Source organism: Acidovorax lacteus, assembly GCF_039540375.1.
GTDB classification, from domain to species: Bacteria; Pseudomonadota; Gammaproteobacteria; order Burkholderiales; family Burkholderiaceae_C; genus Acidovorax_G; species Acidovorax_G lacteus.
In genome coordinates, this window is record NZ_BAABEX010000013.1 from 155,316 (window position 1) to 181,737 (window position 26,422).

Sequence of the window (26,422 nt, forward strand, 5' to 3'; positions counted from 1 at the left end):
GTAGGCTGGAAGGCTCCACTGGAGCTTGCACGATGTTTGAAAAGATCCTGATCGCCAACCGCGGCGCTCTGACTACAGGCCAGGCGAAGCAAAACGACCGGGCACGCGTCAGCGTGCGGGCGATGAGCCGCGGGGGGCGCGATGTTTAAGAAGATCCTCATTGCCAATCGCGGCGTTCTGGCCGCAGGCCAGGCTGAGCAAAACGACCGGGCACGCGTAAGCGTGCGTGCGATGAGCCGCGGGGGGCGCGATGTTTAAGAAGATCCTCATTGCCAACCGCGGCGTTCTGGCCGCAGGCCAGGCGAAGCAAAACGACCGGGCACGCGTCAGCGTGCGGGCGATGAGCCGCGGGGGGCGCGATGTTTAAGAAGATCCTCATTGCCAATCGCGGCGAAATCGCCCTCCGCATCGTCCGCGCCGCGCGCGACCTGGGCGTGGCCAGCGTCGCCGTGTATGCCGACGACGACGCACACGCGCCGCATGTGCGCGCCGCCGATGTGGCCGTGGCCCTGGGGGGCACGGGCCCGGCGGCGTATCTCGACATCGCGCGGCTGCTGGCCATCGCGCAGGCGCAGGGCTGCGACGCGCTGCACCCAGGCTATGGCTTTTTGAGCGAGCGGGCCGATGCGGCCCAGGCCTGCGCCGCTGCGGGCGTGCGCTTCATTGGCCCCACACCGGCGCAGCTGGCCCTGCTGGGCGACAAGGCGCAGGCGCGGGCACTGGCCACGCAGTGCGGCGTGCCGGTGCTGCCGGGCACGCCGCAGGCGGTCACGCTCGAGGAGGCGCTGGCCTTCCGGGCCGCGCAGGCCCCGCATGGCATCGTGGTCAAGGCCGTGGGCGGGGGCGGTGGGCGCGGCATGCGCGCCGTGGCGCAGGGCGACGACCTGGCGGCCGCCTATGCGCGCTGCCGCAGCGAGGCACAGGCCGCGTTCGGCGTGGACGGCGTGTACGTGGAGCGCCTGATGCCGGGCGCGCGCCACATCGAGGTGCAGGTGCTGGGCGATGGCCACGACGTGCTGGCCCTGGGCGAGCGCGAATGCACGGTACAGCGGCGCTTTCAGAAGCTGGTGGAAATCGCCCCCAGCCCCAGCCTGCCACCCGCGCTGCGCGTGCAGATCACCGACGCCGCGCTGCGCATGGCACGCGCGCTGCGCTACGAAGGCTTGGGCACCTTTGAGTTCCTCGTGGACCTCGCATCGCCCGAGCTGCCCTTTGTGTTCATCGAGGCCAACGCCCGCCTGCAGGTCGAGCACACCGTGACCGAGCAGGTGACGGGTGTGGACCTGGTGCAGGCGCAGATTGCGCTGGCCGCAGGCCAGCCGCTGGCGGCGCTGGGCCTGGCCGATGCGGCACCGCGCGGCTATGCGATCCAGTGGCGCATCAACGCCGAAACCCTCAACGCCGACGGCCAGGCGCTGCCCGGGCACGGCACGCTCACCCAGGTGGAATGGCCCGCCGGCCCGGGCATCCGCATCGACACGCATGCGGTGGCCGGCCACGCGCCGTCGCCGCACTACGACACGCTGCTGGCCAAGCTCATCGTGCACACGCCCGGGCCGCGTTTTGCCGATGCGCTGCGCCGCTCGCAGCGCGCGCTGGCCGAATGCCGCATCGAAGGCGTGGCCACCAATCTCGCGCTGCTGTGCGCGCTCGCCGAACGGCCCGAGATGGCGACGCAGCAACTGCACACGCGCTGGCTCGAATCGGTGCTACCAGCGCTGCTGGATGCTTCTAAATTGATAGCTGCTCGTGCTTGTCCACGGGTCGTTTCAGGCCAAAAACCCCCCCAATCGGATGCGGTCGCCTTGCCCTTGCCCGAAGGCGCAGTCTGCGCCCCCATGCCCGCGCGCCTGGTGCAGATCTGCGTGGCCGAGGGCGACGCCGTGGCCGCCGGGGCGGAGCTGGCCGTGCTCGAAGCGATGAAGATGGAGCATGTGCTCACCGCCCCGCGCGCAGGCCGCGTGCGCGCCGTGCGGGCGGTGCCCGGCGCGCACCTGGCACCGGGGCAGGTGCTGCTGGTACTGGACGCCGTTGAGGACGAGGTGGGCGCGGCCACCAGTGGCTCGGCGGCGCACGACCCCGACCATGTGCGCGCCGACCTGCAGCGCGTAATCGACCGCCACGCCTGGACGCTCGACGCCGCCCGGCCCGAGGCCATGGCCCGGCGCCACGCGCAGGGCAGCCGCAGCGCGCGCGAGAACATTGCCGACCTGTGCGATGCGGGCAGCTTCATCGAATACGGCGCGCTGGCCGTGGCCGCGCAGACGCGCCGCCGCAGCATGGAAGAACTGATCGCCCAGACCCCGGCCGACGGCATGGTCACGGGCATTGGCGGCGTCAACGGCGCACTGTTCGGGCCCGAGCGCGCGCGCACCGTGGTCATGGCCTACGACGCCACCGTGCTGGCGGGCACGCAGGGCGTGCGCAACCACGCCAAAACCGACCGCATGCTGGACATTGCGCGCGCGCAGCAGCTGCCCGTGGTGCTGTGGGCCGAAGGCGGCGGCGGCCGCCCGGGCGACACCGACATGCCCGTGGTGGCCGGCCTGCATGTGCACACCTTTGCCAGCTACGCCGCGCTGTCGGGCCAGGTGCCCGTGGTGGGCATTGCACACGGCCGCTGCTTTGCGGGCAACGCGGCGCTGCTCGGCTGCAGCGACGTGGTGATTGCGACGCGCAGCAGCACGATTGGCATGGGCGGCCCGGCCATGATCGAAGGCGGTGGCCTGGGCGTGTTCCGGCCCGAAGAGGTCGGCCCGGCCGCCGTGCAACACCAGACGGGTGTGATCGATGTGCTGGTGAACGACGAAGCCCAGGCCGCACAGGTGGCGCGCCAGTACCTGGGCTACTTCCAGGGCCGCACCACCGACTGGACCTGCGCCGACGCGCGCGCCCTGCGCAGCGTGGTGCCCGAAAACCGCCTGCGCGCCTACGACAGCCGCCGTGCGATGGAAGGCATTGCCGACACCGGCAGCCTGCTGCCGCTGCGCACCGGCTTCGGCCTGGGCATCCACACGGCGCTCGCGCGCATCGAAGGCCGCCCCGTGGGGCTGATGGCCAACAACCCCCTGCACCTGGGCGGGGCCATCGACGCCGACGCCGCCGACAAGGCCGTGCGCTTCATGGAGCTGTGCAACGCCCACGGCCTGCCGCTGGTGAGCCTGGTGGACACGCCGGGCTTCATGGTCGGCCCGGCCACCGAAGCCACCGGCCAGGTGCGGCGCGCCAGCCGCCTGTTCGTGGCCGCGGCGCAGCTGCGCGTGCCGTTCTTTGCGGTGGTGCTGCGCAAGGGCTATGGCCTGGGGGCCATGGGCATGGCGGCTGGGGGCTTTCATGCGCCGGTGTTCACCGTGGCCTGGCCCACGGGCGAATTCGGCGCCATGGGCCTCGAAGGCGCTGTGCGCCTGGGCTTTCGCAAGGAGCTGGAGGCGCAGCCCGAAGGGCCAGCGCGCGACGCGCTGTTCGCCAAGCTGGTGGCCAAGGCCTATGCCCATGGCGAAGCGCTGCACATGGCCACCACGCTCGAGATCGACGCCGTGATCGACCCGGCCGACACCCGCGCCTGGCTGGCGCGCGGGCTGGCGTCGGCCCGCGTGGGCGCACGGGCCGCAGGCCCTGCGTAGCCCGTGCTAAGCTGGTCGCCCATCGTGCGATGGGGGCCGGCCCCGGCAAGGCCCAGCCATATTTGTTGACGGAGAACCCATGCCTGGACTGCTGCCCGACATCGACCCCGATGGCCTGCTCGAATTCTCGGTGGTGTATACCGACCGCGCCCTCAACCACATGTCCAAGCGCTTCACGGGCGTGATGCAGGACATCCTGGCCACCCTCAAAGAGGTGTACCACGCCCACACGGCCGTGCTGGTGCCGGGCAGCGGTACCTTTGGCATGGAGGCCGTGGCGCGCCAGTTTGCCAACCAGGAAAAGGTGCTGATCGTGCGCAACGGCTGGTTCAGCTATCGCTGGACGCAGATCTTTGACGCCGACAAAGGCCTGGGCGGTGGTTCGGTGGTGTGCAAGGCCCGCCGTCAGGGTGATGGCCCCCAGGCGCCCTGGGCGCCGTGCCCTGCGCACGAAGTGGCCGCCACCATCCGTGCCGAGCGGCCCAAAGTGGTGTTTGCACCCCACGTCGAGACCTCCAGCGGCATGATCCTGAGCGACGACTACCTGCGCACCATCACGGCTGCGGCGCATGAGGTGGGCGCCCTGGTGGTGCTCGACTGTGTGGCCTCGGGCGCGATGTGGGTGGACATGCAGTCCACGGGCGTGGACGTGCTGATTTCCGCCCCGCAAAAGGGCTGGAGCAGCTCGCCCTGCTGCGCCATGGTGATGCTCAGCGAGCGTGCGCGCCAGGCGATCGAAGGCACGCAGAGTTCGAGCTTTTCGTGCGACCTCAAGAAGTGGATGCAGATTGCCGAGGGCTACGAAAAAGGCCAGCACGCCTACCACACCACCATGCCCACCGACGCGCTGGTGCGCCTGCGCGACGTGATGCTCGAAACCCGCGCCTACGGCTTTGACACGGTGCGCGCCGAGCAGATGGCGCTGGGAGCCAAGGTGCGGGCCTTGCTCGAATCGCGCGGCTTTCCGAGTGTGGCGGCCGAGGGCTGGAAGGCGCCCGGTGTGGTGGTGAGTTACACCACCGATCCCGACATCCAGAACGGCAAGAAATTCTTGCAGGTGGGGCTGCAAACGGCAGCGGGCGTGCCGTTGCAGTGCGACGAGGGGCCTGAGTTCCGAACCTTCCGCATCGGCCTGTTCGGCCTGGAGAAGTGGCACAACGTGGACCGCACGGTGGGCCATTTGTCGCATGCGCTGGACCAGGTGGCGGCGGGCGCTTGAACGTTTGAACGACCTGGCCGTGCAGGCGGTCCGCGCCGGCCTGCGTGCGCGGTCTTGGGGCCGAGCGGCCGACAGGGCTCATGCCCGGAATGCGTCGGCAGCCCGCCGTCAGAGCAGCTTGAAAGCCAGCGGCATCAGCACCGCAGCCAGCACCACTTGCAGGCCCAGGGCCAGGCCCGCGTAGGCCCCAGCGTCGGGGTGCACTTGCAGCGCGTGGGCCGCACCGATCCCGTGCGATGCGGTGCCCAGCGCAAATCCGCGCACCGCCATGCCTTCGGCGTCGGAAGGCACCCGCAGCAGATCCAACAACCACTTGGCTGAGAGGGCACCCACCATGCCGGTCAGGGCGGCAAACACCGCAGCCAGTGCCGGTACGCCCCCGATTTGCGAGGCCACCCCCATGGCCACCGGGGCGGTGATGGACTTGGGTGCCAGCGACAGCAGCACGTCCCCCGGCAGCCCCAATGCCCAGCCCAGGCCCACGGCGCTGAGGGCTGCGGCACCGCCGCCCAGCAAAGAGGCCACCACCAGCCGACCCCAGCGAGCGCGCAACGCAGCCTGGCGCTGCCACAGGGGCCAGCCCAGGGCCACCACGGCGGGTCCGAGCAGGAAGTGGATGAACTGCGCCCCCGCAAAGTAGGTGGGGTACGCCGTGCCGGTGGCCAGCAGCACGCCCGCCAGGACCGCCACCGACAGCATCACCGGGTTGGCCCACGGAGCGTGCCCAGAGCGCCACGACACCGCCTGCGCCAGCACATACACCGCAAGGGTGGCGGTCAGCCCGAACAGCGGGGCCGACGAAAGATAGACCCAAAGCTCAACGAAGTTCTGCATGGCCTGCCTTGGGTTGCAGCCAGCGCAGCACCAGCGCCGTGACCGCCATGCCCACCCAGGTGGACAGCACGATCACCACCACCAGCTGAAGTCCGTAGGCACTCAGCAGCGCCAGGTGCGTCATGACCCCGACGCCCACCGGCACAAACAGCAGCGACAAATGACTGAGCAAAAAGCCCGCAGTGGGCGCCACCGCTTCCTGCACCGGGGGCCATTGCAGGGCGGCCAGCAGCAGCACCATGCCCACCACCGGCCCTGGCACCGGCAGCTTCAGAAAGTGTGACAGGGCTTCACCTGCCGACTGCATGAGCAACAGGAACGCCAGCCCTTGCAGGGGTTTCATCAGCGGTGTCAGAAGCGGGGCAGATCCGGGTGCTTGATCTGCCCGGCCCGCACCAGCATCTTGCCGTACTCGGCACAGCGGTGCAGCGTCGGAATCACCTTGCCCGGGTTCAGCAGCCCGGCCGGGTCGAAGGCCTGCTTGAGCGCCACCATCTGCGCGTTTTCTTCGGCGCTGAACTGCACGCACATGCTGTTGAGCTTCTCCACGCCCACGCCATGCTCGCCCGTCACCGTGCCACCCATGGCCACGCTGGTCTCCAGGATGTCGGCACCAAACAGCTCGCAGCGGCGCAGCTGGTCGGGGTCGTTCGCATCGAACAGGATCAGCGGGTGCAGGTTGCCGTCGCCCGCGTGGAACACGTTGGCGCAGCGCAGTCCGTACTTTTTCTCCATCTCGGCAATCGCGAGCAGGATGTCGGCCAGGCGCTTGCGCGGGATGGTCGAATCCATGCACATGTAATCCGGGCTGATGCGGCCGCTGGCTGGAAAGGCGTTCTTGCGCCCGCTCCAGAAGCGCAGGCGCTCGGCTTCGTCGCGGCTCACGGCGATGGCCGTGGCCCCGGCAGAGCGCAGCACCGCGCTCATGCGGCCGATTTCTTCTTCCACCTCTTCGGGCGTGCCGTCGCTCTCGCACAGCAGGATGGCTTCGGCACTCAGGTCGTAGCCTGCGTGCACAAAGTCTTCGACCGCTGCGGTCATGGGCTTGTCCATCATCTCCAGCCCCGCCGGAATGATGCCGGCCGCAATCACGGCCGCCACCGCGTCGCCGGCTTTGCGCACGTCGTCAAAGCTGGCCATGATGCAGCGCGCCAGCTGCGGCTTGGGCACGAGCTTCACCGTGACCTCCAGCGCCACGGCCAGCATGCCTTCGCTGCCGATCATGGCGGCCAGCAGGTCGTAGCCCGGGGTGTCCAGCGCCTCGCTGCCAAATTCGACCGGATGCCCGTCCATCAGAAAACCGCGCACGCGCAGCACGTTGTGCACCGTCAGCCCGTACTTGAGGCAGTGCACGCCGCCCGAGTTTTCGGCCACGTTGCCGCCGATGGTGCAGGCAATCTGGCTGCTCGGGTCGGGCGCGTAGTACAGCCCGTAGGGTGCGGCCGCTTCGCTGATGGCCAGGTTGCGCACACCGCACTGCACGGTGGCCGTACGGCTCACCGGGTCGACTTCGAGGATGCGGTTGAAGCGCGCGAGCGACAGCGTCACGCCTTCGGCATGGGGCATGGCCCCGCCCGACAGGCCGGTGCCCGCACCGCGCGCCACCACAGGCACACCCAGGCGGTGGCAGGTGACCAGCACCGCCTGCACCTCGTCTTCGGTCTCGGGCAGGCAGACCACCAAAGGCCGCTGGCGGTAGGCGGTGAGGCCGTCGCATTCATACGGGGTCGTGTCTTCGGCCTGCCAGAGCAGCGAATGCTCGGGCAGCACCTCGGCCAGGGCCTGGACGACACGCTGCTGGAGGGCCTGGCGCGCGGCCTGACCCAGGGCGGGGGAGTGGGGTGCGTTCACAGCCGCAACTCTACGCCGGGTGGCGAGGGCGGTGTTGAAGAATCGTCAAAGCGCCTGTGAGCGCCGTGCGTCGCGCGCGGGCTGCGTCCAGCGGCTCAGCCGTGTAGCGACCACGCCGAAACACCGGCCAGGCAGGCGTTGAACCACGCGTGCGTCGCCACGCAGGCGGGCAGACCTGCGCCCTGCCGCCATAGCATCGCCAGGGCCAGCCCCGGAAGTCCCCACCACAGGGCCGCCAGCCCGTAGGCTGGGGCATGGGCCAGTGCGAAGCCTGCGGCAGACAGCAGGGCGGCCAGCCAGGCGGCACGCGGTGCGCTCCAGCGCGGGGCCAGCCACTGGGCGAGGCCCTGCTGCAGCAAGGACCGGAAGATCCATTCCTCCAGCCAAGGGGCGCCTGCCAGCACCCACATCCAGGTCTGCCAGTCGGCGGGCGCGAGCGCCATGCCCAGCCGCTGGTGCGCGATCCACGCACCCACCGGGGCGATCAGCCAGCAGGCGGCCAGCAGCCATGCAGCGCGCCGCAGCACCGCCTGCACCGGGCCCGTCATGCGTCGGGCGTGTCGCTGCGGCGTCGGCGCAGCGCCCATCCCAGCAGGCCCAGGCCCAGCAGCAGCGCCAGCGAGGCATCGCGTCCGTCGGGGTTGACTGTGCAGCCACCGCCACCGCCGTCACTGGGCGGGGTGGGCGTTGGTGTCGGCGTTGGCGCGGGGGCGCTGTCGGTCACCACGCCGGGCGCCCCGGCTTCGAGCGAGAACGCCACTTCCACTTCGCGCTCAAACGCTTCCACTGGCACTTCTTCCTGGCGTGCGCCCTTGATCAGCGCGCCCAGCGGGGCCACACGCGCGTTGCTGTCGGTGACCGAGCGGACGTAGGCGTAGTACTCGCCCGCCTTGAGTTTGCCGTCCAGCGAAAGCGTGTACTCACCATCGCCAGCGCGCACGTCGGGTGCCACCCCGTCATCGCGCAGCACGGCGTTGTCGAGCACGGTGTTGCCGTCCTCGTCGTACACCGTGGCCACGACCCGCGCCCCTTTGATACGCTTGTCGGCGCCCAGGGTCGCGCGCAGCACGGGCGCGGTGGCCGCGCCCACACTGCCGCCCAGGGCTGTGGCGTTCAGCGCCATGCGCGACTCGGTCGCCACGTCGATCCCCAGCCCATCCACCATCGCAGACGCCGAGCTGACCTGAATCGTCCACGTGCCTGCACGGGCCGCCACCCCGGTGCCGATGCGCACCGTGAACAGGCCCTCCCCGGGCTCGGTCTCGAATTCGACGCCTGCCGGCGCATTGCCCGGCGTGAACACCCGGCCATCGGGGGCGACGAGGCTGAAGCTCAGCTTGCCCGCGTCTTGCGGATCAAAGAAAGCTTCGGCCTCCACTGGGCCGTCGATGGCGCTGCTGGCCACGCGGAACTGGCTGCTGAAGCGGCCTCCGGCCGGCAGCGCGGTCGTGCCGTCCACGCGCACAAAGGCAAAGGGGTTGGAATGCACTTCGTTGAGGGCACGGGCTGCGTCCTTGGCGGCTTCGGCGCCGTTGCGCGCAACGTTGTACGCCCCGCCGGTCTGCTGCGCCACCTGGGCAAGGTTGACGGTCTGGCCGGCCGCCGATTGCGCCAGCGCCGCCTTGGTGCGGGCCTGCCGCGCTTCGGTGCCGCCTCCGCTCAGGCCCAAGGGGTTCACAGCCACGCGGGCGGTGCGCGCAGTGGTCAGGGTTTCAACGGGCAACACGGTTTCCGAGCCGGTGAGCAGGTGCACGGTGGCCGGATCACCGCTCTGGCGCACGCCGGCGATGAGCTGATAGGCCTTGGTGAAGGCGGTGAGGCTGTTGAAGCTGCCTTCACCAGCCGGCTGGATGCCGTCCAGGGCGGCGTTCAGTGCCTGCTTGCCCTCGGCATCGGCGGTGGTGAAGCCAAGCACTGGATCGGCTCCCGCTGCGGGCGAGGCCACGACCGCGAACTGCGCATCGGCACCGGCCTGGTTGACCAGTGCGCGTGCCGCCTGCAGCAGATCGGCCAGCCGGGCCGCCGGCAGGGTGCGGTCGATCACGATCACGTCGCGAAACACCGGAGCGGCGGCAAACACGACGCGCAGCTGGGTGTCAAAGCCTTCGGTGGGCGCTTGCAGGCGCAGGGCCGCGGGGTCCACGCCTCGGAAGGCTTCAAAGAACGTACGGCCATACGCGCGGGCCGCGGGCGGGTCTTGCTCGGCGGGGCGTGTGAGGGTTTCCCAGGCGCTTCCGCCCGAGCCGTCGCCTGCGGTGGCAAACACGCGGGCCTGGGCTGTCTGGCGCTTGGTCGGGTCCGCGTAGTCGGCCGGGGTCGAGAGCGAGACGAACTGCAGGTGGTTGTTCATCGCTGTGTTCTTCGGGGTGTCCACTCCCGAGGGGCTGCCCGGATCGTCGGGCTTGAGCGGCGCACCTTCCTCGACGTATTCGTCCAGCAGGCCGTAGGTGTAATGGCCGAGTTCATGGTTGATCACCTTGCCCAGGGCGTCGATGGATTCCGGAGCGTTCTGAAACGCCAGGTGGTTGTACGAAGTGGTGCCCCGCTTGCCCCAGCCCGCCACGTTGGCGGCCGAACGGCCATTGCTGTTGAGCATGCGGATGTCCACGTTGTCGCCGAACCGGCCGCCCTTGTAGACATAGACCGTTCCCACGCGGTGGCGGCCTTCCGTCGCCGTGAATTTGCTGCGCGCCATCACCCGCAGCACCTCGGTGATGTAGTTGCGATCCAGCCGCTGGGACGGGTTGGCGGCCTGGGTGGGCGGGTTGTCATAGTCCCAGTCCACGTTCACCACGTAGTCAATGGTGTTGACGTCGCGTACGGCCGACAGCGGGTGGTTGGCCGCATAGGCCGGAATGATGGGCTGTGCCACCAGCGCAGCGGCCAGCAGTGCGGCCATCAGGCGGGTGGGCAGGGGGCGTGCGCTGGTGCGCATCGGGGTGGTGTGCATGGTGGCTCCTCGTGGTGTGCGTTCGGGAAGCCTTCCCGCCCCGGGTGGCTGTACCCCCCGATGACCAGCGCGCAGGTGGGCGATCACGACGCCGACCCGCAAGCTCCCCCTCCTGGGGGCGCAGTATGCGAACGGGTGCGCCGGTTGGCAACCGAAAACTGCGCCAAGTCCTCGGGGCCTCCTGACGGAGGACGCAGCAGGCCCGCGGTTGGTCTTGGTGCAGGTGTTGGCGCTACAGCGTGCCCTTGAGCCACTGCGCAAAAGCTGCGCATTCCCAGCGTTCCATGGTGCCAGCGCGCCAGCACAGGTAGTGGGCGTGCGGGCTGGGCACGTCTTCGGCATACAGGCGCACCAGGGTGCCGTTGTCCAGCCAGGGGGCCCCGAGCTTCAGGCGCACCAGGGCCACCCCCATGCCGGCTGCGGCGGCGTCGCACATCAGGCCGATGTCGTTGAACTGCGAGCCCTCCGCGGGCTCGGGCCAGTCCAGGCGCATGGCGGCGAACCAGGTGCGCCAGGGCTCCAGCGGGCTGCGCAGCAGGGGCTGGCCTTCCAGGTCTTCGGGCCGGTCAAAGGGGCCGTGCTCCCGCACAAACGCGGGCGAGGCCAGCGGCGTCACCACGTCGCGCGCCAGTTCTAGATGCTCGACGTCGGCGTAGTGGCCGGGCCCGAAGCGCACCATGAGGTCTGCGTCCTCAGCCACCACGTCCAGCAGCGGGATGGACACCTGTAGCGTGAGGTCGATCTCGGGATAGGCCTCGGTGAACTGGCGCAGCCGCGGGATCAGGATGGTGCGCGCAAATGTGGGCGTGACCGCCAGCTTGAGCCGCCGCCGCCCCGGCGCGAGCGCCGTGCCCGGAAATCGCTGCAGCGCGCCCAGGCCCTCGCGCACATGGGCCAGGTAAGCGCTGCCTTCGGTGGTGAGGGAAAAGTCGGCCCGTCCGAACAATCGCACGCCCAGAATCTGTTCGAGCTGCTTGACGCGGTGGCTCACGGCGCTGGGCGTCACGCACAGCTCATCGGCCGTCTGCGTCACGCTGCGCAGCCGCGCCAGCGCCTCGAATGTGAGCAGGCACTGGATGGGCGGGATGCGCCGCACGGCTGCGGTGAGCAGGGGCGACGGGCCTGCGGTTGCCATGTTCAGCCAGCCCTAGTGACCAGTGGCCGCCGCGTAAGGGCCGCCCCGCCGCGCAGGCGGCGTTCCCCCGCCCGCAGGGCGGACCCATGCGAGAGCGAGAGGGCGCGGCGCCGCCGCTCAGCGGGAGATGTCATCGGGCTAGCGGAAGACCACGGTCTTGTGGCCGTTGAGCAGCACGCGGTGCTCGCTGTGCCACTTCACGGCGCGGGCGAGCACCAGGCTTTCGGTGTCACGCCCGCGGGCGGTGAGGTCTTCCACCGTGTCCGTGTGGTCCGCCCGGGTCACATCCTGTTCGATGATCGGACCTTCGTCGAGGTCGGCCGTTACATAGTGGGCGGTGGCGCCGATGAGCTTCACGCCCCGGTCGTGGGCCTGGTAATAGGGCTTGGCGCCTTTGAAGCTCGGCAGGAAGCTGTGGTGGATGTTGATCGCGCGTCCGGCGAGCTTGCCGCACAGGTCGTTGGAAAGCACCTGCATGTAGCGGGCCAGTACCACCAGCTCGGCCCCTTCGGCTTCGATAATCTCGAACTGACGCGCTTCGGCCTGGGGTTTGGTGTCGGCCGTGACCGGGATGTGGTGAAACGGAATGTTGTAGCTGGCCGCGAGCTGGTAGAAGTCGCGGTGGTTGCTGATGATGGCCCGCACGTCCAGCGGCAGCAGCCTGCTTTTGCAGCGGAACAAAAGATCGTTGAGGCAGTGCCCTTCGCGGCTTACCATGATCACGGTGCGCATGGGCTCATGCCCGGCGTGCAGGCTCCAGCGCATTTGGTAAGGCTCTGCAAAGCTGGCCAGGTGCTGCTGCAGCGTGGCGCGGTCGTGGCGGGTGCAGGCGAACTGCACGCGCATGAAAAACAGACCGGTGGCCTGGTCGTTGTATTGGGCAGCTTCTTCGATGTTGCCCCCGTGCTCCAGCAAAAAGCCGGAGACGGCGTGCACCAGCCCGAGCCGGTCGGGGCAGGAGAGGGTGAGGATGTAGGTCGCGTTCATGTCTGTGCAATTGTCGCAGCAAGGGCGCGCCAGCGTGGATGAGGAATCAGGATGGGAAAACCGGAGGCGCATGCCTCACGTTGGTTTCCGTGGCGGGGGATGCTCCTGTACCTTGCCGTGGGTGTTGCCTGGGTCTTTGCAGGCGACTTGTTGCTGGCCGAATGGGTGCAAGACCCGCAGCGGCTGACCGAACTCCAGACCTGGAAGGGCTGGACCTATGTGCTGCTGACCAGCGGGTTGGCGTGGTGGCTGCTGCACCGCGTGCGGCACTCGGAGCAGGCGCGTCTGGCCACCCAGCAGGAGCTCTACCAGATCGTGCGCCATGCGCCTGCGGGCATTGCGCGGGTGGGTCCGCAGGGCCAATTGTTGTGGGCCAACGAGCGCCTGTGCGAAATGCTGGGCGTGGACGAAGCCCGCGCCCGCAGCCTGAACTTCCGGGACATCGTGCGTGCACCAGACCGCGACTGGGCCGCCCGGGGGCTGGACCGCCTGTTCAGCGGCAGGCAGGACCATGACGCGGGCGAGCGCGAGTGCGTGAGGCCGGATGACGGCACGGTGCTGCCGGTGCTGTGCACCGTCACGGCCGTGGCGGAGACGGGCGACGCGCCGCCGCATCTGGTGTGCGTGCTGCAGGATCTGCGCGAACTGCAGGCCGCGCGCAACGCGCTGGCCGCGTCGGACACCCGGGAGCGCCTGGCCTCGGCCGTGGTGGACAACACCGTCGAGGGCGTGGTCGTGACGGATGCGCACAGCCGCATCCTGTCGGTCAACGCGGCCGTCACGCGCATGCTCGGCTATACCGAGGCCGAACTGCTCGGCAAGACGCCGCGCGTGTTCAAGTCAGGCCGCCACGACGCCGCGTTCTACGAGGCCATGTGGGCCTCCATGCGCGAGACGGGCCACTGGCAGGGCGAGATCTGGAACCGCCGCAAGAACGGCGAGGTGTTTCCCGAGTACATGTCGCTCAGCGCCGTGCGAAGCCCGGCGGGCGAGATCACGCACTACGTGTGCATGTTCACCGACATCTCCCAGGAAAAGGCCCAGCAGCAGCGCATGGAGTTCCTGGCGCTGCACGACGCGCTCACGGGGCTGTCCAACCGCGCGGGGTTCACCCGCCAGCTCGAACAGGCGGTGCAAGACGCCAGCGCTACCGGCGAGCGCATGGCGGTGCTGCTCATCAACCTGGACCGATTCAAGGATGTGAACGACAGCTACGGCCATGCGATCGGCGACCAGGTGCTGCAGCACATCGCCCGCCAGGTGCAGGCGGCGGCCCGTCCGGGCGACATCGTGGGCCGCCTGGCCGGGGACGAGCTGGCCGTGCTGGTGCGCCAGGTGCGCCACCACGAAGGGGCCGAGGCCGTGGCGCGCCACCTGATCCGGTCGGTGGCCGAGCCCTGGCGCTCACCCGACGGGCTGGAGGTGGTCGCAGGCGCGAGCATCGGCATCTGCCTGTACCCCGAGCACGCCGCGCAGCCCCAGGCCCTGCTGCAGGGCGCGCACGCCGCCGTGTACGGTGCCAAGGCCCAGGGGCGCGGGGCCTGGTGCTTCTTCCACGAAGCCATGACCCAAGCCGCGCGCGAGCGGCTCGCGCTCGAATCGCGCCTGCGCACGGCCATCACCCAGGGCCATCTGCGCTTGTACTACCAGCCGCAGGTGGACATGGCCTCCGGCCGCATCGTGGGGGCCGAGGCGCTGGTGCGCTGGCAAGACCCGCAGGAGGGCCTGATTCCGCCCGCGCGCTTCATCGCCGTGGCCGAGACCTCGGGCGTCATCGGCCCGCTGGGCGAATGGGTGGTGCGCGAGGCCTGCCGCCAGGGCCAGCAGTGGCGCGCCGCCGGTCTGCCCGACCTGACCCTGGCGGTGAACGTGTCGCCCCGGCAGTTTCACCTGACGGATCTGGCCGGTGCCACCGCCGCAGCGCTGGCCGAGACCGGATTTCCGCCGTCGCGACTGGAGCTGGAGATCACCGAAACCGCGCTGGCCGAGCGCACCGAAGACGCGCGCACCACCCTGCTGCGCCTGCGTGCGCTGGGCGTGCGCCTGGCCATCGACGACTTCGGCACCGGCTACTCGTCGCTCGGGCAGCTCAAGCAGCTGCCCATTGACGTGCTCAAGATCGACCGTGGCTTCATCCAGGACCTGCCCGCCAGCGCCGACGACCTCGCCATCAGCACCGCCATCATTGCCATGGGCCACAGCCTGGGGCTGGACGTGCTGGCCGAAGGCGTGGAAACCGAGGCGCAGCTCGCCTGCCTGCGCGAGCGGGGCTGCGACCACTACCAGGGCTACCTGTGCAGTCGCCCCTTGCCTGCCGAGGCCTTCGAGGCCTTGCTGCGTGCGCAGGCCCACTCGGACGGCCGCCCCGCGCCGCCCACAGCCCCGTCGGCGGCAGCCTGAGGCGGGGCCTGCTCTGAGTGCTATCGAATCAATAGCTGCTTGTGCTTGATTTTGCTGGGCCGCATGCCATTGTGGCGGGTGATTGAGGGCGGGTGCTTGGCGCTGCCATCGGGCCAGGCCGCGCGCTTGGATGCGGGGCTGGGCCAGCGGGGGGGGCGCGCCGCCGGGGCGCGCCAGGACGCCGTGGCGTGCGCTGGGCAGACCGCAGCCGCCGGGTGGTGGCGTCTGCTTGCCAGCCTTGGGGCAAGGGCCTGCAGCGGCGTCAGCCAGGGGCTGGGCGGGCCGGGGCCTGCCAGCGTTCGCGCAGCTCGGCGCAAGCATCGCGCGGTGGCAATGCAGGCGTCAGTACCACCCAGTCGGCTTCTGTTTTGATAGCGGCTTGTGCTTGTCCCTGCTGGGCTGCAACCACTTTCGACTTGAAGTCCGTGGGCCAGTGCGTGGGCACGCCCAGGCGGCGCAGCACATGGCCGTTGCCCGCCACCAGCACCACGGTGCGCCCGGGCTGCAGCGCCTCGTGTGCCGTCTGGGCCATCGCCGCGTCCCGCGCGATCTGGATGCGCGCCATGGGGCCGATCTGCGCCTCGGGCAGCAGGCCGCAGTGGCCGTCGCGGATGGCGGTGTGCTGCTGCGCCAGCGCCGCGGGCGGCAGGTGCGCGTCCCAGGCGGTGTTCTGCATGGCGGCGCGCATCTGGCTGCGCGGCAGGTTGCCGCCCAGCACTGGCACCCCGGCCTGCACCGCGGCCATCACCACCGGGCCGTAGGCGGCCCAGGGCCAGGCGGTGTCCTGCCAGCGCAGGGCGGCCTGCACTTCGGTGGCCGTGGCGGTGCGCGGCAGGCCGGCGGTGCTGTGGCCGCGTTCGGCCATTTCCATCACCAGTGCGGCCAGGCGGCCTCGGGCGGCCAGGGCCTGTACGGCTTCGCGCTGCAACTGCTGGTGTTCGGGCGCGTCGTGCTGCTCACCGAGCAGCAGCACCGGCACGGCGGGCAAGGCGGCCACGCGGATCGGCCAATCGGCCAGGGCGATGGGGGCTTCGGCGGCGGGCAGTGTCGCGCTGCCTTGAATGGCGCAGCCAGCCAGCACCCCCAGGGCGGCAGCCACGGCCAGCGCACGCGCCAGGTGCGCCACCGGTAAGTGCCAGGGCCGGGTGCCCGCGAGCGGCCGGGCCGTGGGCGAGAGCGAGCGGCGGTGATCAGAACGTGGGGCAGCGATGGGCATGCCGCATGGTACGGGCCTGCCGCCAGCGCTGGCTTTTGCGCCCGGTCAATCCCCTACGGCCGGCGGCGCCTACACTGCCCCGGCACCCCGCCATCGGCAGTGGCGGTGCGGGCCTGCCACCGCCCGGCGGCCAGATGTAAATCCTTGTGTCTTTCGCCCCCAGCCGGGCTGTGGCCGGCATTTAATTTCCAGACCATGAAGCGCGCATCCGACCCCTCCCTCTCCACCGCCCTGCCGCTGCAACCCATCAGCCTGGATGTGCTGCGCGAGAAGTACCTCAAACCGGGCGAGGCATCGGTCGAGGCGCTCTACACCCGCGTGGCACGTGCGCTCGCGTCGGTCGAAGCCCCCGAGCAGCGCGCGCACTGGGAGGCGCGTTTTCTCGAGAACCTGCGCGCCGGGGCCATCGGCGCGGGCCGCATCATGAGCGCCGCGGGCACCGACCTGCAGGCCACGCTCATCAACTGCTTCGTGCAACCTGTGGGCGACTGTATCCAGGGCGTGGACGAAGAAGGCTTTCCCGGCATCTATGAAGCGCTGCGTGAGGCCGCCGAAACCATGCGCCGCGGCGGCGGCGTGGGATATGACTTTTCGCGCATCCGCCCGCGGGGGGCCGAGGTCAAGGCCACGGCTTCCATGGCCTCGGGCCCGTGCAGTTACATCAACGTGTTCGATCAGTCCTGCGCCACGGTCGAAAGCGCGGGGTCGCGCCGCGGCGCGCAGATGGGCGTGCTGCGCATCGACCATCCGGACGTGCAGGAGTTCATCACCGCCAAGCGCACGCCGGGCCGCTGGAACAACTTCAACGTGTCGGTGGGCGTGACGGACGATTTCATGGCCGCCGTGCAGGACGACCAGGCCTGGGAGCTGGTGCACCAGGCCCGCCCCGGCGCGGCGCTGCTGGCGCAAGGCGCGCACCAGCGCGCCGATGGCCTGTGGGTGTACGCCACCGTGCAGGCCCGCGCGCTGTGGGACACCATCATGAAGTCGGCCTACGACTTCGCCGAGCCCGGCATCCTGTTCCTGGGGCGCATCAACGAAGACAACAACCTGCACTACTGCGAGCAGATCGCCGCCACCAACCCCTGCGGCGAGCAGCCGCTGCCGTCCTACGGCTGCTGCGACCTCGGCCCCATCATCCTTACGCGCTTCGTGCGCAACCCGTTCGGCTTTGGCGGCGTGCCCGCGTTCGACTTCGACGCGTTCGAGCAGGCCGTGGCCGTGCAGGTGCGCGCGCTCGACAACGTGCTCGACGTGACCTACTGGCCTCTGGTGCAGCAGCGCGATGAGGCCATGGCCAAGCGGCGCATCGGCGTGGGCTTTACCGGCATGGGCAATGCGCTGGCCATGCTCACGCTGCGCTACGACCGCGACGAAGGCCGCGCCATGGCCGCGCGCATTGCCGAGCGCCTGCGCAACGCGGCCTATGCGGCGTCGGTGGAACTGGCGCGCGAGAAGGGCGCCTTCCCGCGCTTTGACGCGGCGGGCTACCTGGCCCCGGGCACCTTTGCCAGCCGCCTGCCGGCCGAGCTGCAGGCCCGCATCCGCGCGCACGGCATCCGCAACAGCCACCTGCTGTCGATTGCGCCCACGGGCACCGTGAGCCTGGCCTTTGCCGACAATGCCTCCAACGGTATCGAGCCGCCGTTTTCGTGGATGTACAAGCGCAAGAAGCGCGAGGCCGACGGCAGCACCAGCGAATACGCAGTCGAAGACCACGCCTGGCGCCTGTACCGCGAACTGGGCGGCAACGTGGAGCATCTGCCCGAATACTTCGTGTCGGCCCTGGCCATGTCGGCGCAGGAGCACATTGCCATGATGGAAGCCGTGCAGCCCTTTGTGGACACGGCCATTTCCAAGACCGTGAACATTCCGGCCGACTACCCGTATGGCGACTTCAAGGATCTGTACCTGCAGGCCTGGCGCGCACGGCTCAAGGGCCTGGCCACCTACCGGCCCAACGCCATCCTGGGCTCGGTGCTCGAAGCGCCCGTGACCCCGGCACCCGCTGCCGCGCCCGCTCCGGCCCCGGTGGCCGCGCCCGCCGTGCCACCCGATCCGATGCGCACCGTGATCGAAAGCCGCCCCAAAGGCGGACTCTCGGCCGTGGCCGAAAAGGTCGAATACTGGACGCAGGACGGCCGCAAGACCCTGTACCTGATCGTGTCCTTCCTGCCCGTGCCCACGGGCGTGGGCCATCACACGGTGGACCGGGCCATCGAGTTCTTCATGCCCGTGGGGCAAAGCGGCGAATCGCAGCAGTGGATCACCTCCAGCATGCGGCTGCTGTCGCTGGCCGCGCGCGGCGGTTTTCTGGAGCGGGCGCTGTCCGACATGCGCAAGGTCGCCTGGGACCGCGGCCCCGTGCGCCTGGGCACGCACCGCAAGGACGACGGCACCCTCGTGCCCATGTGGCACGACTCCGAAGTGGCCGCCATGGCCTACGCCATCCAGAACATCCTGGAGCGCCGCAAGGCCGACCCAGTGCAGCAGGCGCTGCCGCTCGACGAGCCCGATGCCGCACCGCTGCCCCTGCCCACCGCCATGGCGGGCAAGAAGTGCAGCGAATGCGGCGCGCACGCCGTCATCCGCAAAGATGGCTGCGACTACTGCACCCAGTGCGGCCAGCTGGGCGCGTGCGGATGAGCGCCGCGCCCGCCCCAGGCCGCGCGCTGCCGGGCTTTGGCGCCCCGGCCGTGGGCTTTGACGAACCCATGGCCATGCTCGAAGCCTGCCACGAACGCGTTGAGCGCACCCTGGCCCTGCTGCAGCGCCTGCGCACCCACGTGGCCACCCATGGGGCCGACGCCGACGCCCGCCAGGCCGCGCGCGACGTGTTGCGCTACTTCGACATTGCCGCCCCGCTGCACCACGACGACGAAGAGCGCCACGTCTTCCCCCTGCTGCTGCGCACCGGCCCCCCGGCCGTGGCTGCGCTGGTGCAGCGCCTGCAAGCCGACCACCGCGCCATGGCCGCCGACTGGGCCGCCGCCCGCGTGCCCCTGGCCGCGCTGGCCGACGGCGCCCTGCAGGCCTTCAGCCCCGAGCACGCGGCCCTGTTCGACCGCTTCGCCCAGCGCTACGGCGCGCATATCGCCGCCGAAGAGGGCACGGCCTACCCGGCGGCGCTGGCGCAACTGGACGCCCAAGCGCTGGCCGCCATGGGGCAGGAGATGGCGGGGCGGCGGCGGGGGTGAGGCGGCGGCACCGGCTGGAGCTGAATGGTTGCCAGGTGCTCAGTTTTTAATAGCAACTCAGCGATCCTGGATAAGCACGAGAAGCCACTTTGGGTGGTGCATTTTTGGGCCCCACGCCGCCCTGCGGAGCCGTGGCGCGCCTGCGGAACTGCCTTTGCCGCTGCAATCCACCCCTCTGCACTGCCCCCCGGCGATGGCCGCCATGCCCGCTGGGCAAGGGACCTGCCGCCAGCGCGCCCGCACAGCGCGCGATACTGCGGTGTGCTTTTTGAGATCCGTTCGCGCTTTCCGTTTCTGGCCCGCACCGTGGCCACCCTGCTGCTGGCCTGGGCGGCGGCCGAAGTCTGCGTGGCACTGCACACGCCGCTGCCCTGGATGATCGGGCCACTGCTGGCCACCTCGCTGGTGTCGATGGCCGGAGGGCCCACCGAAAGTGCGGGCCCCCTGCGCAATGCGGGGCAGTGGACGATCGGCACTGCGCTGGGCCTGTATTTCACGCCCCAGGTGACGGCGCTGGTGGGCAGCCTGTGGTGGGCCATCGTGCTGGGCATTGCCTGGGCCTTGGTGCTGGGCTGGCTGTTCGGCCTGTGGCTGTACCGGGTGCACGCGCCGCGCCTGCATGGCGTGCCGCCCTCGATGATGCGGCCCACGAGCTATTTTTCCGGGGCCATCGGCGCGGCGTCGGAGATGACGCTGATCTCCGAACGCGAAAACGCCCGCGCCGACCTGGTGGCCGCCAGCCACAGCCTGCGCCTGCTGATCGTCACCGTGAGCATTCCGTTTGCGCTGCAGTGGAGCGGCCTGCGCGGCGTGGATCTGCTGCCGCCCGCCGCACGCGAGGTGGACCTGGCCGGCCTGGCGATGCTGGCGGCACTCACTGGCGCGGGCGCACTGCTGATGGAGCGCCTGGGCCGCGCCAACCCCTGGTTCATGGGGGCGTTTGTCGTGTCCATGCTGCTCACGGCCACCGGGCAGACGCTGTCGGCCCTGCCGCAGGTGCTGGTGAATGCGGCGCAACTGGTGATCGGGGTGAGCCTGGGCGTGCGCTTTCGCGCGGGCTTCTTGCGCGCCGCGCCGCGCTGGCTGGGTGCGGTGGCGCTGGGCACGGTGGTGCTGATGCTGCTGTGCGCCGGCTTTGCTGCGCTGCTGGCCTGGGGCACGGGCTTGCCGTGGGTCACGCTGCTGCTCGGCACATCGCCCGGCGGCATTGCCGAGATGGCGATCACCGCCAAGGTGCTGCAGCTGGGCGTGCCCGTGGTCACCGCTTTCCAGGTCTGCCGCCTGGTGGCCGTGCTGGTGCTGGTAGAGCCCTTGTACCGGCGCTTGTATGGGCGCGAGGTGATGCCGCCCGCGTGACGGCTGCCTGGCCCAACGCGGCCTGTTACTGAGCGCTCGCCTGCGAACTGTGCGATGCGGGAACGCAGTCGAAGCGACTGTAAGAGACTGCGACACGATCAAGCCGAGCAGCGGCTCAGAGAGACAGTTTCGTCACAGCGACCGAGACCGGCGCGGCCAGAGGCCAGAGACATCGAGCAAGGGCCGCCCCGCAGCGAGGATGTCGTCCCCCTGCCCGCAGGGCGCAGCCCTGCGAGAGCGGGGGGAAGCCGCGCAGCGGCTCAGAGAAAGGGTTTCGTCACAGCGACCGAGACCGGCGCGGCCAGAGGCCAGAGACATCGAGCAAGGGCCGCCCCGCAGCGAGGATGTCGTCCCCCTGCCCGCAAGCGCAGCGCCGCGAGAGCGGGGGGAAGCCGCGCAGCGGCTCAGGGGGGTGTATCTGTCTAATGCACCACCACCGGATGTTGCGCCAGCCCCGCGTAGCGATCGAGCGCGTCTTCCACTTCTTCCTGCGTGGGCGTGTCACGCTGCCAGGCGCGGATCTGTTCCTGGAACATTTCGGCCCAGGAGCCGTCCAGGTACACCTCTTTGCCCGAGCGCTTGTCCACGATTTCAAAGCCGTGGCGCACGAGCTGGGGCCGCGGCTCTGCGCCGTCGTTGAGGACGATGCCCGAGGTTTCCACGGCATCCGGCGACATGTGGACCACCACAAAGGATTCAGAGTCGTAGAGCATTTGCATGGCAATTCCCCTGGGGCCGAAACAGCCCCGTTGAGCCCATAGATGGCCGCCAAGCCGCGGACTTCAAGGCCGGACGTTTCCGGGGCTGGCAACCCCAGTATTTCATGAATCCGGACCTGTGGGCGGTCGGGCGGTCCTGACCCTGTGCAGGGCCAGGCTTTCGCGGCGCGGGCGCCACAGTGCCGCCGCCGCAGCGGCCGCCTAGGGCGTGGAATGGCTGCGCAGCAGCAGGTCGGCAAAGTCGCCGTTGGCTTGCGTGAGGCGGATACGCACCGGCAGGTAACCCAGCGACGGGGCCAGCCACAGCTCGGCTTTCTGGTCGTATTCCTTGCGGGGCAGGCGCTGCAGGCGCAGTGCGGGCAGGGGGCTGCCGCCCACCTGCAGCGTCTCTTCGCCTTCGACGGTGAAGGTCCAGCGGTCGGCGGACCGCGCGCTCACGGTGGTCAGCGTGATCTGCGTGCCCGGCGCAAAGCGGGGCGGGTCGGCCGCAATCCAGGCGCCCAGCTGCAAGAACACGCTGAGCCGGTCTTGCGCACCGGCGCCCACCTGCAGCGCCGGGGTGTTGGCGCTGAAGGTGACCCGCCCCTGGGCGCTGTCGAAGTGCGCGGCCTGTTCGCTGCGGCGGCGGTCGGCAAAGCGCTCGGGCTGCAGGCCTTCGGGCGCAATGCGGCCCGTGCTTTGCTGAATGCGCGAGCCGAGCAGAAACGCACTGATCTGCTGGCGCGCGGTGTAGCGCTGGCCGTCGTGCTGCCACAGCAATTCGGCGCGCGCGCTGTATTGCAGGCGCTTGGCCTGGCCCTGTACGTCAAACGCCAGGCGGGTGGGGGCGGGCACCCGCGCGGCCATACCGGGGGCGGCCACTTCGTCGGCACCGCCGGGCGTGCGCATCCACACCCCGGCGTTGAGCGGGATGTCGGCCGACTCGGCACCCGACTCCTCGCCTTCGGCATCGGGCGCGGCTGCGGCCACGGTGCTGGCGCTGGCCGTGGCGACTGGCACGGCCGGGGGTGAAGCCGCCGCGCTGGCCGGCATCGACGGCGGTTCGGCTGCGGCATCGGTGGCAGGCATCACTGCCGTGGGGGCCACGGCGGCAGGCGATGTTGCCTGGGCGGGCTCTGGACTGGGTGCCGGGTCGGGGGCTGGCGGCTGCGCTCGGGGTGAGACGCTGGGGGCCGGGCGTGGGGGCCGTGTGGGCGCGGCGGGCGCAGCCGCCGCTGTGACAGGCGTTGCTTCAGGCACGGGGGCTGGAGGCGCTGTCAGGAGCGCCTCGATCACCACGGGTGCTGGGGGCGCCGCCCCGGGCTGCCAGTGTGCGCTCTGCAGCAGCCCGCCCAGCACCAGGGCGTGTGCGGCGACCACGGCCAGCGTGATGCCGACCAGCGGCGGGCCGGCGCGTCGGGGCATGCGGCGGCCTCCGTCAGGCGCTGCCCGCGCCCAGGTCGCGCGACAGCTGGGCCGCAGCGGCGCGCAATGCGCTGTCCACCGCGCCGTCCCATTCGGGGTCGAAGGTGGCCACCGAACCCAGCGTGGTCAGACCGATCACGAGGTGTCCGTCGAAGTCGAACACCGGCGCGCAAAACGCGACGATGCCGGGCAGCAGGGTGTCGACCACGCGCGCTGCGCCGCGGGTGCGCACTTCGGCCAGCAGCGCCTGCACCTCGGCCGGGCTGCCGGGCAGATCGGCGCGGCGGGCCTTGCGGGCCTGGGCCAGCTCCTGTTCGATGAGCGGTGCCACCACCTCGGGCGCCATGTAGGCGGCAAAGCAGCGCCCTGTGGCCGACGAGAGCAGCGGCATGACGTCGCCCAGGCGCAGGTTGGCGGTCACGGCCTGGGGTGACTCTTCCCAGTGCACGATGGTGGGCCCGTGGTTGCCCCACACGGCCAGCGCCAGGGTGTGGCCGATCTGGTCCATCAGTGCGGGCAGCCGGTCGCGCGCCAGGCGCATGGCGTCGATACGCGCCAGCGATGCCAGGCCCAGCTTGAGCGCGGCGGGGCCGAGGTCGTACCGGGCGTTGCGGTGGTCCTGCATCACCAGGCCCAGGCGCTGAAAGCTCACCAGGTAGCGGTGGGCCTTGGCCGGGCTCATGCCGGCCGAGGCCGCCAGATCCTTGAGCATCTGCGGCCCGCGCGCGCGGGCCAGCCCTTCCAGCAGGGCGTAGCCGACTTCCACCGATTGAATGCCTGCACGTTCCTTGGCCATGCGCTGTCTGTAGTCAATAGAATCCGCGGTCCTGGGCGGGGCGCAAGCACCCGACCGATGTCAATGCGGGGCACCGATGCCCCGGCCACTGCGGACGCTGCCACCCCATGAAACTCGCCACGTACAAAGACGGCTCGCGCGACGGCCAGCTCGTCGTCGTCTCCCGTGATCTGAGCACCGCGCATTATGCGACCGGCATCGCCCACCGCCTGCAGCAGGTGCTGGACGACTGGAACTTCCTCGCGCCGCAGTTGCAGGATCTGTACGAGCAGCTCAATGCCGGTCGCGCGCGCCATGCGTTCCCGTTCGACCCGGCCCGTTGCATGGCCCCGCTGCCCCGCGCTTACCAGTGGGCCGATGGCTCGGCCTACCTCAACCACGTGGAGCTGGTGCGCAAGGCGCGCGGGGCCGAAGTGCCCGAGAACCTGCGCACCGATCCGCTGATCTACCAGGGCGCGAGCGACGATTTTCTCGGCCCCTGCGACGACGTGGTGGTGCCCAGCGAGGCCATGGGCATCGACTTCGAGGCCGAGATCGCCGTCATCACGGGCGACGTGCGCATGGGCGCCTCGCCCGAGCAGGCGCTCGACGGCATCCGCCTGGTGATGCTGGCCAACGACGTGAGCCTGCGCAACCTGATCCCCGCCGAGCTGGCCAAGGGCTTCGGCTTTGTGCAGAGCAAGCCCGCCACCGCTTTCAGCCCCGTGGCCGTGACGCCGGACGAGCTGGGCGACGCCTGGCAGCACGGCCGCGTGCACCTGACGCTGCAGTCCACCTGGAACGGCCGCCGCGTGGGCCTGTGCGACGCCGGGCCCGACATGCACTTCCACTTCGGCCAGTTGATCGCCCACCTGGCCACCACGCGCCATGTGCGCGCGGGCTCCATCGTGGGCAGCGGCACCGTGAGCAACCCGCCCGTGGAGCACAAGGGCCGCCTCGACTGGCCCAAGGGCTATGGTTGCATTGCCGAGAAGCGTTGCATGGAAACCCTGCAGGACGGCCAGCCCAGCACCGACTACATGCGCTATGGCGACACCATCCGCATCGAGATGAAGGGCCGCGACGGGCAGAGCGTGTTCGGGGCCATCGACCAGACGATTGTCGCGCCCGGGGGCGAGTAGGCCCCGCGGGTGGGGCTTCCGCATTCAGGTCGAAATCGGCTGCTCGTGCTTATCAATCAAGCACGAGCAGCTATATATTTGATAGCAAATGCCGTGGGGAGCCCTGCCGTGCCGTCCGGGCTGTCACCTGCAGGTCGGCGCGGCCGGGGCAAAGCCGCTAGGCTTGCAGGCTTCGGGCGCCCGGGGGTGCCTGCGATGGAGACTGTCCCATGCTGAACTTTGACTTCCACAACCCCACCCACATCGCCTTTGGCAAGGGCCGCATTGCCGATCTGGCCAAGCTCGTGCCCGCCCAGGCGCGCGTACTGATCCTGGTGGGCGGCAGCAGCGCCGAGAAAACCGGCACCCTGGGCGAAGTGCGCGCCGCCCTGGGCGAGCGCCACCACGCCACCTTCAGCGGCATCGAGCCCAACCCGAGCTACGAAACCTCGATGAAGGCCGTGGAGCAGGCGCGCGAGGGCGGGTTTGACTTTCTGCTCGCCGTGGGCGGCGGCTCGGTGATCGACGCGGCCAAGTTCATTGCCGCGGCTGTGCGCTTCGAGGGCGACCCGTGGAGCATCCTGCTCAAGCGCGGGCGCAACATCACGGCAGCGCTGCCGTTTGGCGCGGTGCTCACGCTGCCCGCCACGGGCTCCGAGATGAACAACGGCTCGGTCATCACCCACCGCGGCCAGGGCGCCAAGCTGGCCTTCAGCAGCGTGCACTGCTACCCGCGCTTTTCGGTGCTCGACCCGACCAAGACCTACACCTTGCCGCCGCAGCAACTGGCCAACGGCGTGGTCGATGCGTTCGTGCACACCGTCGAGCAGTACCTGACCTACCCCGTGGACGCCCGCGTGCAAGACCGGTTTGCCGAGGGCATTCTGCAGACGCTGATTGAAGTGGGCCCGCGCCTGCTCACAGCCCCCGAGCCGGTGTACGACGACCGTGCCAACCTGATGTGGGCCGCCACCATGGCGCTCAACGGCCTGATCGGCGCCGGGGTGCCGCAGGACTGGTCCACCCACATGATCGGCCACGAACTCACGGCCGCGCACGGCATCGACCATGCGCGCACGCTGGCCATCGTGCTGCCCGCCATGCTGCACGAGCGCCGCGCGCAGAAGAAAGACAAGCTGCTGCAGTACGGTGAGCGCGTCTGGGGCATCACCCAGGGCAGCGAGGACGAGCGCATCACCGCCGCCATCGAGCGCACGCGCGACTTCTTCGAGCGCATGGGCGTGCCCACGCGCCTGTCGGGCTACGGGCTGGGGGCCGACGCGGTCGGCCCGCTGGTGGCGCAGCTCGAAGCGCACGGCATGGTGCAGCTCTCCGAGCACCGCGACGTGACGCCCGAAGTCAGCCGCCGCGTGCTCGAAGCGGCGCTCTGATCCGCCGCCAGGGGCCATGGGCGGCAGCGCTGTTGCGCAGGGCGGGGGGCTTTGGCGCCCCCTGGCCGCCCGCCGTTTTCGCTCCATTCGCGCTCTGTTGCGGCCGCTTCGCGCCGGCCAGGCGCATTTCGTCGCACCGCGCTAGGGCCTTGCCACGGCGCGGCCTACAGTGCGCCGCACCGCTGCCGTGGCGGTGTTGTGCGAAAGGCGCGCTGTGACGTTTGGCTCCTGGGGTGTGCGCACC

General features: G+C 70.1%; 19 protein-coding genes. 8 read left to right on the top strand and 11 right to left on the bottom strand.

The features are described from left to right. Window positions 1-359: 359 nt before the first annotated feature. Together ABD866_RS10090 and ABD866_RS10095 are read left to right on the top strand one after the other, a co-directional pair. Complete coding sequence (locus tag ABD866_RS10090; protein WP_345064130.1) at window positions 360-3,623, top strand: acetyl-CoA carboxylase family protein; 3,264 nt, start codon at window positions 360-362, stop codon at window positions 3,621-3,623. A 79-nt stretch (window positions 3,624-3,702) separates the two neighbouring features. Next, window positions 3,703-4,842 (top strand): aminotransferase class V-fold PLP-dependent enzyme, encoded by a 1,140-nt coding sequence (locus ABD866_RS10095; RefSeq protein ID WP_345064133.1) that lies wholly within the window; start codon window positions 3,703-3,705, stop codon window positions 4,840-4,842. A gap of 108 nt (window positions 4,843-4,950) precedes the next feature. Here the strand turns inward: ABD866_RS10095 and ABD866_RS10100 are convergent, their stop codons facing one another. The 7 genes from ABD866_RS10100 to purU form a co-directional block, all read right to left on the bottom strand. Continuing rightward, on the bottom strand, window positions 4,951-5,676 hold the full coding sequence (locus ABD866_RS10100) for an LrgB family protein (protein ID WP_345064136.1): 726 nt from the start codon (window positions 5,674-5,676) through the stop codon (window positions 4,951-4,953). After that, window positions 5,660-6,019, bottom strand: coding sequence for a CidA/LrgA family protein (locus ABD866_RS10105; protein WP_345064138.1), 360 nt, complete (start codon window positions 6,017-6,019; stop codon window positions 5,660-5,662). Before ABD866_RS10105 ends, ABD866_RS10100 begins: the two co-directional genes overlap by 17 nt. Window positions 6,020-6,027: 8 nt before the next feature. Continuing rightward, window positions 6,028-7,527 (bottom strand): FAD-linked oxidase C-terminal domain-containing protein, encoded by a 1,500-nt coding sequence (locus tag ABD866_RS10110; RefSeq protein WP_345064140.1) that lies wholly within the window; start codon window positions 7,525-7,527, stop codon window positions 6,028-6,030. 95 nt (window positions 7,528-7,622) lie between these two features. Next, window positions 7,623-8,075, bottom strand: a complete 453-nt coding sequence (locus tag ABD866_RS10115; protein ID WP_345064144.1) for a CPBP family glutamic-type intramembrane protease — start codon at window positions 8,073-8,075, stop codon at window positions 7,623-7,625. Continuing rightward, the gene (locus ABD866_RS10120) at window positions 8,072-10,477 is read right to left on the bottom strand and encodes a choice-of-anchor X domain-containing protein (RefSeq protein ID WP_345064148.1); all 2,406 of its coding nucleotides are present in this window, start codon (window positions 10,475-10,477) and stop codon (window positions 8,072-8,074) included. The genes ABD866_RS10115 and ABD866_RS10120 overlap by 4 nt, the downstream gene beginning before the upstream one ends. A gap of 232 nt (window positions 10,478-10,709) precedes the next feature. Next, window positions 10,710-11,612 carry a LysR substrate-binding domain-containing protein gene (locus ABD866_RS10125; protein WP_345064150.1) on the bottom strand — a complete coding sequence of 301 codons (903 nt, stop codon included), beginning with the start codon at window positions 11,610-11,612 and terminating at the stop codon, window positions 10,710-10,712. A 138-nt stretch (window positions 11,613-11,750) separates the two neighbouring features. Beyond that, on the bottom strand, window positions 11,751-12,599 hold the full coding sequence (gene purU / locus ABD866_RS10130) for a formyltetrahydrofolate deformylase (protein WP_345064153.1): 849 nt from the start codon (window positions 12,597-12,599) through the stop codon (window positions 11,751-11,753). 99 nt (window positions 12,600-12,698) lie between these two features. On the opposite strand from purU, the gene ABD866_RS10135 reads away from it, so the two are divergent. Continuing rightward, entirely contained in the window at window positions 12,699-14,999 is a 2,301-nt protein-coding gene (locus tag ABD866_RS10135) for a putative bifunctional diguanylate cyclase/phosphodiesterase (RefSeq protein ID WP_345064155.1), read from the top strand. A 262-nt stretch (window positions 15,000-15,261) separates the two neighbouring features. Here the strand turns inward: ABD866_RS10135 and ABD866_RS10140 are convergent, their stop codons facing one another. Next, a complete protein-coding gene (locus ABD866_RS10140) occupies window positions 15,262-16,215 on the bottom strand; it encodes a ChaN family lipoprotein (protein WP_345064158.1) in 954 nt (317 codons plus the stop codon). A 195-nt stretch (window positions 16,216-16,410) separates the two neighbouring features. Between ABD866_RS10140 and ABD866_RS10145 the strand changes: the two genes are divergently transcribed. From ABD866_RS10145 to ABD866_RS10155, 3 genes are all read left to right on the top strand, one after another. Continuing rightward, complete coding sequence (locus ABD866_RS10145; protein WP_345064161.1) at window positions 16,411-18,861, top strand: adenosylcobalamin-dependent ribonucleoside-diphosphate reductase; 2,451 nt, start codon at window positions 16,411-16,413, stop codon at window positions 18,859-18,861. After that, complete coding sequence (locus ABD866_RS10150) at window positions 18,858-19,412, top strand: hemerythrin domain-containing protein (RefSeq protein WP_345064166.1); 555 nt, start codon at window positions 18,858-18,860, stop codon at window positions 19,410-19,412. Before ABD866_RS10145 ends, ABD866_RS10150 begins: the two co-directional genes overlap by 4 nt. A gap of 261 nt (window positions 19,413-19,673) precedes the next feature. Continuing rightward, the gene (locus ABD866_RS10155; protein ID WP_345064169.1) at window positions 19,674-20,768 is read left to right on the top strand and encodes an AbrB family transcriptional regulator; all 1,095 of its coding nucleotides are present in this window, start codon (window positions 19,674-19,676) and stop codon (window positions 20,766-20,768) included. A gap of 422 nt (window positions 20,769-21,190) precedes the next feature. Here the strand turns inward: ABD866_RS10155 and ABD866_RS10160 are convergent, their stop codons facing one another. The 3 genes from ABD866_RS10160 to ABD866_RS10170 form a co-directional block, all read right to left on the bottom strand. Next, entirely contained in the window at window positions 21,191-21,487 is a 297-nt protein-coding gene (locus ABD866_RS10160) for a BTH_I0359 family protein (RefSeq protein WP_345064172.1), read from the bottom strand. Window positions 21,488-21,688: 201 nt separating this feature from the next. Then, window positions 21,689-22,891 (bottom strand): DUF3108 domain-containing protein, encoded by a 1,203-nt coding sequence (locus ABD866_RS10165; RefSeq protein WP_345064174.1) that lies wholly within the window; start codon window positions 22,889-22,891, stop codon window positions 21,689-21,691. A gap of 13 nt (window positions 22,892-22,904) precedes the next feature. Then, window positions 22,905-23,687: an IclR family transcriptional regulator gene (locus tag ABD866_RS10170; protein ID WP_345064177.1), complete on the bottom strand. Its 783-nt coding sequence runs from the start codon at window positions 23,685-23,687 to the stop codon at window positions 22,905-22,907. 107 nt (window positions 23,688-23,794) lie between these two features. On the opposite strand from ABD866_RS10170, the gene ABD866_RS10175 reads away from it, so the two are divergent. Both ABD866_RS10175 and ABD866_RS10180 read left to right on the top strand, forming a co-directional pair. Beyond that, window positions 23,795-24,808 (top strand): fumarylacetoacetate hydrolase family protein, encoded by a 1,014-nt coding sequence (locus tag ABD866_RS10175; RefSeq protein WP_345064181.1) that lies wholly within the window; start codon window positions 23,795-23,797, stop codon window positions 24,806-24,808. A 209-nt stretch (window positions 24,809-25,017) separates the two neighbouring features. Further along, window positions 25,018-26,178 carry an iron-containing alcohol dehydrogenase gene (locus ABD866_RS10180; RefSeq protein ID WP_345064184.1) on the top strand — a complete coding sequence of 387 codons (1,161 nt, stop codon included), beginning with the start codon at window positions 25,018-25,020 and terminating at the stop codon, window positions 26,176-26,178. Window positions 26,179-26,422 lie beyond the last annotated feature (244 nt).